Origin of the sequence: Achromobacter sp. NPDC058515 (assembly GCF_042721735.1) — a bacterium.
Lineage (GTDB): Bacteria > Pseudomonadota > Gammaproteobacteria > Burkholderiales > Burkholderiaceae_B > Achromobacter.
The window spans coordinates 235591-248118 of the sequence record NZ_JBHXNI010000009.1; the positions used below are offsets into that span (position 1 = coordinate 235591).

The window sequence follows — 12528 nt, forward strand, 5'->3', positions numbered from 1 at the left end:
CGCTTGTCCTGGCCGTTCTTGCACTGAGCGGATCTGTCGCCTCCTTCCTGGTTCTTGTGAAAATGGCCGACCAGGCAGCGGTCCATCCAGCAAGAAACATAATGATGGGGCTGGTGTCGCTGTCAGCCTTGCTGATATCGATTGTTGCGGTCGCGCATTTGCGCGCTCAGCGTGTGCTGCTGTTAAGCGAGCGCGGCCTGAGAGCCTTCGGCGAGTTCGCCCCAGTGCTCATGTATATCCGGGACGCGCGCGGCTCCTACACCCACGTCAACGCCTCTTTTCTGATGATCGCGGCATCGGGTTCCGGCCGCCCTTCCGGCAGCGCAATTGCCGCGGCGTGCATCGATCCGGAATGGCGCGCCCTGGACGAGAGCGTGCTGGCGGCCAGGCGGCAGAGCTCGAGCGTGGTCGAACTTGACCGCGGCGACAGCCGGCGCACCTTTCACGTAGTCCGGTTCCCCATTTTCGGAGCAAGGGGGGAAGACATTATCGGCGTCGGCGGAATAGGCATCGATATCACGCAAGAAGTGCATGCCAGGCAGGAATCGCGGATGCTGAGCGAGACGCGGGCGCTTCAACTCGGCCAAGGGACGGCCGCGCGGCCTGCGAATGGCGGCTTGACCGAAGCGGCAATCACCGAAAAGATCGAACTGCTGTCGATGATCGCGCACGAGATCCAGACGCCCGTCAGCGCGATAACCGGCATCGCGTTCCTCATGGGCCAGACGCTCGCGCACGAGCAGTCCGGGCAGGTCTCCAGCCTGATCGAGGCAAGCAATTACCTGTCGGCGGTTGTGCGAAACGCCTTGGATTTTTCCCGGCTGGAAGCGGGCAGGATGGACATTCAATTCAGAAGGTTCTCCTTGCGCAAGCGTATTCAGCATGTTCTGGAGCTGGCTTGGCGCGACGCCATGGCGCACGAGGCCAGCCTGTTCGTCAGCCTGTCGCCAGACGTCCCCGACGCGGTGATCGGGGACGATGTGCGCATCATGCAGATTCTTCTGAATTACATTCAGAACGCCATCAAGTACGGAGGGCCGGGATTGGTTGTGCTTGAGGTCTCGGCCGATAGCGTCAATGGCTTATTGCACGACTTCACCTTCGCGGTCCGCGACCGGGGGCCCGGAGTCGCCCCGGATCAACTGAGCGGCTTGTTCAAGCCATTCCCGCAGCAAGCCGGACGGTCAAAGGGAAACGGCAACGGACTCGGCCTGAGCATCACCCGGCGCATCGCGGACTTGATGGGGGGCGAAACATGGATGGAAAGCAAGCCGGGGCAGGGGGCGGCCTTCTTCGCGAAGCTTCCCTTGATCGTCGACGTTTCGCGTGCCTGCACCCATAAGGCCTTGCCGTATTCGGGCAAGCGCGTCTGGGTCGTTGATCCTTGCGCCGCCTCGCGGGCGGCCATCAGTTCGGGCCTGGCCGGCCGGGGGGCGCTGGTCGAGGCGGCTGCGGACAAGTGGCCGCCGCGTCCCATCGCGGACCCGGGCGCCGCAGGCAGCGGCGCCCCGGATTATGTCATCGTGGACTGGCGGTCCTACTCGCAAGAGTTCGTGGACCGCCTGGACGCCCAATTTGAAAAGGATCGCGCGCACTTCATCGTGCTCGGGCCTCCCTTGAGCTGCTGGAAGGAGGGGATCCCCGCCGCGCGGGACAGAACGCAGTTGCGGTTCAAGCCCACGCTGTTGTCTGAATTTTGCGGAAGCTCCGCCGCCGCCTGCGCTTCCTGCCAAGGCAGCGTGACGGAACAAGAGGGTCATATCGACCGCAACTGCCTCGCTGGCCGCGCGGTGCTGCTGGCCGAGGACGATGACATCGTCCGCTCCGTTCTGCGGGAGATCCTGGTCCTGGCGGGCGCCGTGGTTCGCGTTGCCCGCGATGGACATGAAGCGCTGGGAATCTTGCGCCATTCGGATGTCGACATCCTGCTGATGGATATTCAGATGCCGGGCCTGAACGGCTTCGAAACCGCCGAACAGATCAGGACCATGCCTGACATGCGCGACCTTCCGGTCATCGCGATCACAGCCAGCCTCTCGGACGCGGACCGCGCCACCGCTGCGCGCTGCGGGGTGACGTGCGTTCTGACAAAGCCGGTAAACCCTTATCGGCTGCTTGCGTTGATGGTCCGCTTGCTCGGGCTGCGAGGCCACGATGAACTCGCGCAAGCCGCCCATGTGCTGGCGCTGGGCGAAGACGAGCCGGATACCGGCGCGTTCCGCAGGATATCCGGCCAGATAGCCGCGCTGGATGAAATCAGGATAGACAGTGCGCTCGCGAGGCTGGGAGGCCGCCATGAGATATTCGTGGACATCGTTCGGCGCGTGGTGGAGCGCGCGGCTTCGCCCCAGTCTCCGATTGACCTGTTGGCCGCGTTCAAGGACGCCGAGTCCGCCAGATCGGCATTTCACAAGCTAGTCTCGGAACTCGGCATCATCGGCGCGGAGAACCTGCAGGCCGAGGCCTGCGAGCTGGAAACGGCGGCGAGAGAATCCGCGCTGGATCATGGGGCCGTGGCCATGTTCGTCGAGCGGTACAGAAAGCTCATCGCGGACCTGCGCGGTGCTGCCTATCCCGTTTGATGCCGAGGTGTTACAACCCTTGATCCACATCAATTCCGGGCGGCGCGGCCCAGGTTAGGGTTGCGCCTTTGCCCGACGGGTCGCCGGCGACTGGCCGGCCGGCGCGGACTTGGCGACCACGCGCAGCAAGGACAGGATCAATGACAGACAAGACACCGCAGGCCTCCGAACAAGACGTTGCCGTTGCGCCGAAGAAGCGCGCCGGCGTCTCGCGCAGCGCCGCCAAGCGCACGACGCCCGCGCGCGGCGCGCCGGCCAAGGATGCCGCCCAACCCGCCGCCAAGCCGGCCGTCCAGCCCGCTGCGGAGCCCGTCGCCGAGCCCGTCGCCGAAATCCGCAAGCGCGTGACCGCGCGTCAGGATGCGGCCCGGCAAGAGACCGCGGCCGTGCTGGCCGATATCGCGCGCCGCTACCACGTCGGCGCGCCCGGCGAGGCGCATGAGGCCTTGCGTTCGGTCATCGAGGAACTGTCGCCGGACGATGCCCTTGCGGTGCATCGCGCGCTGCTGGAGGCCAACGCGCAGGCCCCGGGCGCTCGCCGCAATCCCGACGACGAACTGGCCGTCGATTGGCGCGAGGGCATCTATCCCTACCGCCATCGCATGCTGCGCCGCAATTACGAAAAGCAGAAGTACAAGCTGCAAGTCGAGCTGCTGAAGCTGCAGGCCTGGGTCAAGGCCACGGGCCAGCGCGTCGTCATCCTGTTCGAAGGCCGCGACGCGGCGGGCAAGGGCGGCACCATCAAGCGCATGATGGAACACCTGAATCCGCGCGGCGCGCGCGTGGTCGCCCTGGAAAAACCCTCCGACACGGAAAAGGGCCAGTGGTACTTCCAGCGCTACGTGCAGCACCTGCCCACCGCGGGCGAGATCGTCATGTTCGACCGGTCCTGGTACAACCGCGCCGGCGTCGAACGCGTGATGGGTTTTTGCTCGCAAGACGAATACCTGGCCTTCCTGCGCCAGACGCCCGACTTTGAACGCCACCTGGTCAGCAGCGGCATCCACCTGATCAAGCTGTGGTTCTCGGTCAGCCAGGAAGAACAGCGCCGCCGCTTCCTGCAGCGCAAGGTGCATCCGCTCAAGCAATGGAAACTGAGCCCGGTGGACCTGGCGTCGCTGGACAAGTGGGACGACTACACGCGCGCCAAGGAAGCCATGTTCGCGCACACGGACACCGCGGATGCGCCGTGGATCGTGGTGAAGTCCGACTGCAAGAAGCGCGCGCGCCTGAACGCCATGCGCTACGTGCTGAGCCGGATTCCGTACGAAGGCAAGAGCGACGACCCGCAGATGGCGCTGGATTCGCTGATCGTGGGACGCGCGCTGTAGATGCGTGGTTATCGCAAGGGCAGCCGGCGGTCAGGTCTGACCGGCTGCCGTGTCCCATTTGGGGAGATGCCGGGCAGTGCCAAAGCTATTGTCTGGACCTGGCGCCAGGACTGCGACCTTACGCGGCGCCACGGCGTCAATCTGAATCTCGTCGTCCCCCTCGCTTGCGCGGCCGGAGGTGAACGCTGAGTCCACCGCAGCATCGCTTTGGAATTTGCGTTGCATGACAACGTCTATCTGCTGGCGCTCCACACTATCAACGAGGTGCGGATAGGAGATCTGCAGCTTGGGCGCGTCCTCGGGGGAAAAGTTCAAGCGGCGCTCGATTCTCCCGAAATAGCGGTCTACCCGGCCGACGCGCTGCTCGAGGTCGCCGGGCGTCCATGCCAGGCCATAGTGCATGACGCGGTCGCAATACAGATGCAGGTTTACTCCTTCCCGTATGGTGTCAGTTCCAATCATGACATAGGGCATTCCAGGCGTGTTGAACTGCTGGATGGCGCGTTTGTGGCTGCCGCTTCCGCCGGTGACGCCAACGACGGGGTTCAGCATATGCAGGAAATCGAAGTCGTCCTGGGCCGCGCGCTGCTCCAAGGTATCGCCTTGAGCTTCGCCAATCGCCGACGAGAAGATCAGTTCGTACTGGGTTGCCCATGCGTGCCAGATGTTCCGCAGGCGTACGGCGTCGATATCCTCACTGTTTAGCCACTCCACGAACAGGTCCAGCATCGTCCCGCATTTTTGCCGTTCCTGCCTGTCCGCGCAGCATAGGTCCAGCAGCGCGTCCGTCAACCGCAGGTACTGGCCGAGCACCGAACTGAGCACCTGCCGCCATAGCAGCAAGTCTTGGCGAGACTCGTGGATCTGAGCGCCTGGCAGGGAAAGGAGTTTCGCATGCGGAGACGTCTCCACACGATCCCAGAGGGATGTGAAGCGCAGCAGGTCTTTGTCGATTCGACCATCCGTTTTCTGCGAGTCGTTGCCTTTTTCCGGCCAGATCTCCTTCGCGTAGACGTGTCCAAGGATGCCGCGCCAGAACGCCGCTTTCTCATCGGACAGTAGGAAAACAGCCTTAGCGTGTCGAGTCAGGCAATGCCAAACCAGATACCGATACTGGCTGCGGCGGTAGCGCTTTCCGCTGCGGGTCGCGAAAGCATGGGATTCGTGCCACAGCGCATCCGGAATGCGCTCGATGGCATCGTCTACGGAAATGCCGCCTTCCCGGCACAGGCGTAGAAACCAGTTCTGCTCGAAGAACAGGGGATTGCGCTGGCCGTCGTCAAATGTCGAACGGAAGCGATGTAGCCAGTTCTGGTTGCGCAGCGCGACCCGGAACTTGTTGGTGTCGTCTTCGTCTCCGGCCAGGTCTGTGGCCACACCCAGCGCCTCGCCGTTGACCGCCGGCTCGCCAAGCAGATCGTCGGTGTCGGGAAATCCTGTCTCCCAATTCAACTGTTCTTTCCAGACCGTCGCGCAGCGCGTTTCGATCGAGGACAGATAGCGCTGCATGATTCTCTGCCGCAAAACCCTTACGCTGCTGATACGCCGGCAAAAGACCAGCGATTTGATGCCCCCCGCCAATCCGTCGGCCCTATCGCCCAGCGCATAGCGCGAAAGGTCGCTTTCCACCGCGTCCACTTTCGGGTGGGGCAAGGAGAAATTGAACTGCTTCTGAAAGTCGCTGCTCAGTTCGCTGACGAGTTCGGAGTCAGGGGCCGTGGGTTCGTGAGGGCTCGAATGCAGGTCGCTGTGAAAGTCCGACTTCTGGTCATCTTCCCGGTCCTGCTCGTGGTCCCGTTCTTGCGGGCGCGCAGGCAACTTCGCGTTCTTCTGCCTTTTCTTGTTCTGTAGCGACTCTTCCAGGCTCTCGAATGAGGCCATGTAGCCACTGCGGAATCGGTTGCCGCGGCCTTCGAGCAAATCAACCAGCCGCTTCTGGACCAGCGCGACCGACAGGATACCTAGCGAGGATTGGCAGCTGATGGCCAGTGAATCGCGGTCTTCCTGGCGATAGTGCGATTTATGCAGGGTCCGTTCGCCGATTTGAAAGACTCTTGGGCGGCGAATCATGTAACGCTTTAGGACTTCTCTCAGCGCTTTGTAGTTGTCGTCAACGGCTTGGCACTCCTTGCTGATTAGTATGCCCCTGCCCGGATACTTGTTCAGGATCGTCGCGATGTTCTCGACGCCGGAATGCGCGGGTGTGGCGCTCAGGAACAGCCAGTTCCTGGCTCTGCCGGAAATGAGCTTGTGGAGCACCTCGTTGGTCTGGTTGTCGTTGCGCAGGCATTGGGCTTCATCGACGATGATGAGGTCAAAGTCGATATTCTCTTGCTTCAACCAGGCATTCACGCCCACTGCGAATTCGGTATTGAACCGGTAGCTTCTATCCTCGGCCCTGCCGCGGGCGACATGGCGGGGGAGAGTGTCGATGTGGGGCAGGTTCAGTCTGGAAATGGCGGCGTTCCAGTCGGTTTCTTCAGGCGGGAGGTACACCGGTCGGGTAAAGCTGGGATGGCGCAGCAGGTCGATTCTCGGTTCGCCGATGTTCGCTTGCTGATTCAAGCTCTTGAGCCAATCCCGCAATCCTCCGTGCATGGCGATGTCGGGTTTGGCCTGTCTGTTCCAGACAAAGCTGCGAAAGCGGTCGTACTCTTTTTTCCACCCATCCTGCACATTTTCGCGTGGGGTGACGATGAGGATTCTCGCGGCGGGGTTCTGGTTGACAAACCAGGCAGCAACGCCTAGCGCCTGCATTGTCTTGCCCAGTCCCACCTCGTCGGCCAGATAGGCAACGCGATGCTTGCGCAGGATGTTGCAAAGCGCCGCGACGCCCTCCGTCTGCAACTGCACCATCGATTCGCCCGCGTTGAACCTGCGCTGGCATCCGAAGTCGAGCAATGCTCTGATATCTTGAGTGGAGATTGTCATACCGTGCCTGCTCACTTCTTCAGTTTCGTGATGTACCAGTTCAGGATGGCGTCGCCGTCGCGAGCCAGTTTCCTGGCGCGCAGTTCTTCCTTCAATTCCGCGGCCACCCCGTTTCGCAATAGAGCGAGTTCGGACTTGAGGGAACGCTCCATGGCTGCAACGTTTGGGATCTCCCGGTACGGCACGATCAGATCCAGGCACTCCCTGATTACGACGAATTTGGCGGCAAGGGGATATCCGCCACTGCGGACAGCATTCGCGAATGCGCTCAGGCTGGCGGGTTGCCCTATCAGCAAGTCGAGAATGCGGTCCTTGTGATTCTCGACCTCTTCCAATTGAATGCGAAAGGCCTTGGCGGCCTGGAAAAAGTGGAAGGAGTCGAAGGTCTCGATACTCTGCTCGGATTCGACCGTCCGGCCCGTTTCGTCTTCCGCCTCGTCGTCCGGTGCCTTCGTTTCGTCGCCGTCGCCCTCGCCCTCGCCGCCCGAAGGATCGGTGCGCGTTTTCCATGCGTCGAGAATGTCGGAGGCGCCCAGGGGCGTTCCGTATTCCCGGGTGGAGCTATCAAGGTTGATCTGGGTGACTGAACCTTCCAACCGGTTCTCGCGCCAGATGAGGTGAAAGACGTCCGCGTCGAGGTCGGCCTTGAGCTTTCCTTTGGGCTGCCCGGCCGACACAATGATGGGTGCGATTTGGCTGGCAAGCCGCAGCTCCACCGTGTCTTGGCCTATTTCGCCTTGCAGCTTCCATGAGTACTGCGCGGATTTCCAGTCATATTGGACGAAAACATAGAACGGCCAGGGCATGGGAGCGTCCTCGTCCGTGCTGGTGGGCGCCAGACTTTCGGCGGCTAACGGTTGGGTCGGGGGCCACTTGAACTTGGCGGTGTCGAACAGCATGCTCTCGACGTTACCGATAGGCTTGCCGGCATCGCCCAGCCAGAATTGGCCCCGCCGGGTGAAGTTGCAGGATCCGATGCCTGTAACGGCTCCGTGTCCGGTCTTTAGTTCGTACAGTTTGAGATGATGGAAGCGGTTCGCCCCATCCGTCCAGCTTTCCAGCGTGGGACTGCTGCCGTCGTCAATGAAGGCCTGGACCGTATCCTTGCCCAGATTGGTCTGGACGAATTTTCTGGGCATGCGCGATGCGACGAGCGAAACGGGAATCCCCGCCAACTCTTTCGCGCTTGCCTCCGCATCTCCCCAGTAGGGGGATGCGGCGCGAAGTGCGGTGATCGCGCCATACTTCTCGCGGACAAAGCTCCACATCGACTGGTGGAGAGGCGAGAAGTAGATGTTGACGCCAGTTCGGTCTACGGAATCTACTCGGTCGGCGCCATGCGGGATGCTCTTGCTCCTGCGTATTTGCAACGCTCCGGAGAGCCTGATCGCCTCGCGGAGCGGATCACCCGCGGTGTCGTTTCCCACCTGCTCCTTCAACCAGGCGAGAAATTCCTTGACCGCCGTGGCAGGTTGTTCGCTGCTGGCGTGCACCCACGTATCGCCGAATCCTTCGCAGTTCCGGCCCCAGCCGGACAGGCTGAGATTGGCCGACATGGACGCGACGTACATCCAGCGTGTCCCGGCGCCGTCGATTCCGATCAGGATAATATTCTTGGGGTGGAACAAGCTTCCTGGGACGAGCACGGGGTATTGCGTGTACCGGAATGACTGGCGGCTGGCCTTCAACTGGGACGGATCGTAGAACACGCCAACGCGCGTTTGCAGCAGCCTGCGATGCACCTGCTGATTACGCGTTGCCGGGGGAGTGTCTGGATCGATGCCGAAAAGGGCGGGAAGCACGTTCTGTTCGAAGAAGTCGCCGTTGAAACTGAAGCTTGTGAACAACGCGACTTCAAGCTTTTCGAAAAGCTTGGCTACGGAAGTGAGCCGCTCGCGAATCAGGAGGCTCATTGTTTTCCTCTTGATGCAATCTGAACGTGGAGGTCGCCCAGCGCGCCGAGATAATAGGAGTACCGCCAAGCCTGCTCGGGGATCAGTTGCCATTCCGCCGGCATATCGGGCGACAGCCGGCAATCGAGCCTCCCATTCTCTTCGACCGAAATCCAGGGGGCTGTCCGGCGGTCCTTGCTGATTTGCGCATGATGGCTGATCAGCGACGCGACAAACGCCTGTTTGTTGTCGAGGTTCAAGCCTAGCAGCGCGTTCGAGCGCTTTCTCGCGAGGTTCGAATAGATCCCCGATTGGCGGAAGCGGGATCTGGCGGCATTGAGCGATTTCAGATCGACAGGGATGTCGGCGGCGACAAATCGGATGTCCGTGTGCTCCGAACCGCATATATATTCGAACGCGGCGTCGATCGGGGCAAGGAATTGCTCGCAGCGAACGATGTTCGTCAATGTGTCGCGGTGTTCCGGGAGTTGCTCAATTGCCTGCTTGACGAAACTGGCGATACCGCCTGCCATGCCTTGCTTTAGCGCAAGCGTGGCGACGTCGGAGGTTATCGGAGAGTCCCCGGGTGTTACGAAGGTGTTTTTGATGATGCTCTTGAACGGCAGCTTGCTTACGATCTCGGAAAGACCGACGACGTAGCGGTGGGTTCTCCTCGACGCGAGCGTCAGGGGAGGCGCGGTGGGCGATGACAGTGCCTTGGATATGTCCTTGAACATCTCTTCAACGATGCGCGACTTGTCCCGGATGTTCTGAAGCGCCTTTTCTGAAGCTATATGGTTATCTTCAGTGATCAACTTTGCCTGAATCGCCGGCCCACGGTACAAGCCCCAGACGCCGTTGGCCAATTGGTTATCAAGAAGGTGAGCATCTGGGCTCAAGCCTATCCATAGACCGGGCTCTCGGGAATACAGGCGCTGCCTGCCTGGGAGGCGCCAGTCCACCTCCGCGGAGCGGCAGGCGCGTGCAAATGCCTGCTCCAGCAAAATGAAAAAATTTCGCAGCTGTTTCCCGGTGGAACGGTAGCGCGTCGCAAATTCCGGCCACCATGCAATAGCGATCAGGAGAATGTGGAAACCCTCGGCGCGGCGGCTGGCGGCGGTCAGGTGAGGGACCACGTCGCGGGCGCGGTACTGCCAAATGGGTTGAGTCCCGAGTGGATCGCGCCCGCTCAATGGCAGGGCAAGGAACTTGTCTTTTTCTGTTATAGCTAACATCTTATGAGTTCAGCTCGTTTCCGCGTCGTTGTTGTTGCGCTGGCGAGCCACGCGCGGTCGGATATCTCACCGTTAATGCCCGCTCTGGCGTTGGAGCCAATCGCAGTTCAAGAGTTTTGCCGCCGGATTCTATCGATATTGCGCGGAGATTATTAGCCAGTGAAGCAGGCTGATCCGACCTCACTTTGCGAGTTCACAGTGCAGACGCCGCGGTTAATGCGCGATAGCGGCCTTTGTGGCTAATGGGCGGAAGGTTCTCTTGACGAAATGATCGCCACCTCCTGCCGCTTCATTAACGGCGGTGCCCGCCAGCGGGGGAGAGGGCGGCCGCGCATATCGGCGGCCAGCGGGGCAAGCTTTCAGGCGCCCAGCGCCCGCAGGTTCAGCGCGTGGCTGCGCCCGATCCACACGGCGCAGTCGCGGTGGTCGCGCAGCGAATTGCCGGTGTTGGGATGCATGAACACGTCCAGCGCGCCGTGGTTCAAGGTCAGCCAGGTCGCGATCTCGGCCAGGTGCTGCGGCGTGAACGCGATCTGGTAGCTCCATTGGGGATGCGGGCCGACGGGGCGCTCATGGAAGCGCCCCATCTCCATTTTGCCGTCGAATTGCGCGATCACCCGCTCGCGCAACGCGAACGCGGCATCGCGGCTGGCGGCATTGAAGTACACATGGGCGTGCCAGCTGGAGACATCCGTCATTGCCAGTTCGTTCATCATTTTCTCGTCAGGTTCAGCCGCCGGCGCGCTTGGCGCGATGGCCTTGTTTTGTCAGCGCGTCGATGATCCGGTCGCAGTGGTCCCCCTGCACCTCGATCACCCCGTCCTTGACGGTGCCGCCCGAGCCGCAGGCCGTGCGCAACTGCTTGCCCAGCACGCCCAGCGCCGCCGGGTCCAGCGCGAGCCCCCTGACCAATGTCACGCTCTTGCCCCCGCGGCCCTTGGTCTCGCGGGATACGCGCGCCACGCCGTCGCCGCCGGGGGACGCGCGCGAGGCTTGCTTGCACTGGCACTGCGCGAGCGGCTGACGGCACTGGGGGCACATGCGGCCGGCCTCGGTGGAGTAGACCAGGCCGCCGGTTGAGTTGCGTTTCATGGGATCAGTCCGCGCGTTCCAGGCGCCAGGTTCCGTAAGGGTTGGCGAACAGCGAATCGGGTGGATAGTCCACCGGTTCGGCGGCCTCGACGCGGTAGCGCGGCGCGTCGACGTCCACGGAAAACGTGTGGCCGGATTCGAGCTGAGGCGTCTGCGTAAACAGGTACCACGAGAACTGCGTGGCAAGGTCCGCCGCGTCCGGCTCGCTGGCGTCCACGCGCACGTCGTGCATGCCGAAGTTCTGCATGCCGCAGGTGTGGATCTCGGCGCCGCCGGTGATGGTGACGACGTAGGCGCGGTAGGCGCTGAAGCGTCCGGTGTTGTCGGCCAGTTCCAGCCATTGCGCGGGCGAGTGCGCCAGGCCCGTGCTTTCCACCTTGACGCCCAGGCCGCCGGCCTTGATCAGCGCGGCGGCCGCGGCCATCAGCGCTTCGGCGCGTTCGCGGCTGCCGCCTTCGTCGATCAGGTAGATCACGGACCGGTGGGAGGCGATGGCCGCTTGTTCCGGCGCGTCGCGCCAATGCGGGCTGGCGCTGCGAAACGCGGCGGCCATGGCCTCGTCCGGCCCTTCGAATTGCGCGGTGCAGCCCTGCTGCGTGGTCATTTCCATCAGGATGCCGCCCGCGAACAGGTAGCCGCAGGCGGATTCCATCAGCGCGCGGATGAAGGCGCCGCGGTCGTCCCAGGGGCCGGGAATGCACAGAACGGTGCGAGTATCCGCCATGGCGCCTACTTCCCCCGCATGTGGTCGATCAGGCGCCGGTCCCGCTTGGTGGGGCGTCCCGCTTCGATACCCAGCGCGGGCTCCGGCGCCAGGCGGCGCATTTCCGCGGCGCGTTCGCGCGCCGCGACGCTGTCGGCGGTTTCTTCGTACAGCAGGCGGGCCGCCGGGGCGGGGCCGCGCACGCCGCTGACCGCGACGACGCGCACGTGCACGGCCGGGTCTTCCTTGCGCACGGTGATCAGGTCGCCGGGGGCGACCTCGCGCGAAGGCTTGGCTGGCTGGTCGTTCACGAAAACGCGGCCGCGGCCGATTTCCTGCACGGCCAGGCTGCGGGTCTTGTAGAAGCGCGCCGCCCATAGCCATTTGTCGAGTCGGATCTTGTCCATGTTCTTGCGGGTACCTGCACAAATGCGATCTGAAGCATCCATGATAGCCGCGCCGGCTTGCGTGTAGCCCCCAAGTCGCGCACGCCTGGCCACCATGGGGGCGTTTTGTCGCCGCCGCGCTTCCATCAAGTCCCGGGCTGCACAACCGATTTGATGATGTTGCCAAGCCACTGAACGGCCGGGTCATTGTCCCGGCTCTGATGCCTGACCATGGCGACGTGGGTTGCCGGGAGTGCGACCGGAAGTTCGGCGACTTCCAGGCCGTGCTCCCGGCGCCACGAGTCGGCGAGCAGCCTTGGCACCGTGGCGACAGCCGGCAGCTCCCTCAGCACGGGGGCACGGACGAAAAGCCCGG

The 12528-nt window shown here is 62.6% G+C and carries 9 protein-coding genes; 2 read left to right on the top strand and 7 right to left on the bottom strand.

Features of this window, described 5'->3' with window-relative positions; all coding sequences use genetic code 11:
• Window positions 1-101: 101 nt before the first annotated feature.
• The gene (locus tag ACFWP0_RS17505) at window positions 102-2582 is read left to right on the top strand and encodes a hybrid sensor histidine kinase/response regulator (protein WP_377844089.1); all 2481 of its coding nucleotides are present in this window, start codon (window positions 102-104) and stop codon (window positions 2580-2582) included.
• A 140-nt stretch (window positions 2583-2722) separates the two neighbouring features.
• The gene (ppk2, locus tag ACFWP0_RS17510; RefSeq protein WP_377844091.1) at window positions 2723-3913 is read left to right on the top strand and encodes a polyphosphate kinase 2; all 1191 of its coding nucleotides are present in this window, start codon (window positions 2723-2725) and stop codon (window positions 3911-3913) included.
• 30 nt (window positions 3914-3943) lie between these two features.
• Here the strand turns inward: ppk2 and ACFWP0_RS17515 are convergent, their stop codons facing one another.
• The 7 genes from ACFWP0_RS17515 to ACFWP0_RS17545 all read right to left on the bottom strand — a co-directional run bounded on the left by ACFWP0_RS17515 (window position 3944) and on the right by ACFWP0_RS17545 (window position 12173).
• Window positions 3944-6844 carry an SNF2-related protein gene (locus ACFWP0_RS17515; protein ID WP_377844093.1) on the bottom strand — a complete coding sequence of 967 codons (2901 nt, stop codon included), beginning with the start codon at window positions 6842-6844 and terminating at the stop codon, window positions 3944-3946.
• Between the two features lie 11 nt (window positions 6845-6855).
• Window positions 6856-8757 carry a hypothetical protein gene (locus ACFWP0_RS17520; RefSeq protein ID WP_377844094.1) on the bottom strand — a complete coding sequence of 634 codons (1902 nt, stop codon included), beginning with the start codon at window positions 8755-8757 and terminating at the stop codon, window positions 6856-6858.
• Window positions 8754-9971 (bottom strand): hypothetical protein, encoded by a 1218-nt coding sequence (locus tag ACFWP0_RS17525; protein WP_377844096.1) that lies wholly within the window; start codon window positions 9969-9971, stop codon window positions 8754-8756. Before ACFWP0_RS17525 ends, ACFWP0_RS17520 begins: the two co-directional genes overlap by 4 nt.
• 359 nt (window positions 9972-10330) lie before the next feature.
• Complete coding sequence (locus tag ACFWP0_RS17530; protein WP_377844098.1) at window positions 10331-10684, bottom strand: DOPA 4,5-dioxygenase family protein; 354 nt, start codon at window positions 10682-10684, stop codon at window positions 10331-10333.
• Window positions 10685-10700: 16 nt separating this feature from the next.
• Window positions 10701-11063 (bottom strand): translation initiation factor Sui1, encoded by a 363-nt coding sequence (locus ACFWP0_RS17535; RefSeq protein WP_377844100.1) that lies wholly within the window; start codon window positions 11061-11063, stop codon window positions 10701-10703.
• Between the two features lie 4 nt (window positions 11064-11067).
• Window positions 11068-11787 carry a hypothetical protein gene (locus tag ACFWP0_RS17540; RefSeq protein ID WP_377844102.1) on the bottom strand — a complete coding sequence of 240 codons (720 nt, stop codon included), beginning with the start codon at window positions 11785-11787 and terminating at the stop codon, window positions 11068-11070.
• A gap of 5 nt (window positions 11788-11792) precedes the next feature.
• Entirely contained in the window at window positions 11793-12173 is a 381-nt protein-coding gene (locus tag ACFWP0_RS17545) for an RNA-binding S4 domain-containing protein (protein ID WP_377844104.1), read from the bottom strand.
• Between the last annotated feature and the right edge of the window lie 355 nt (window positions 12174-12528).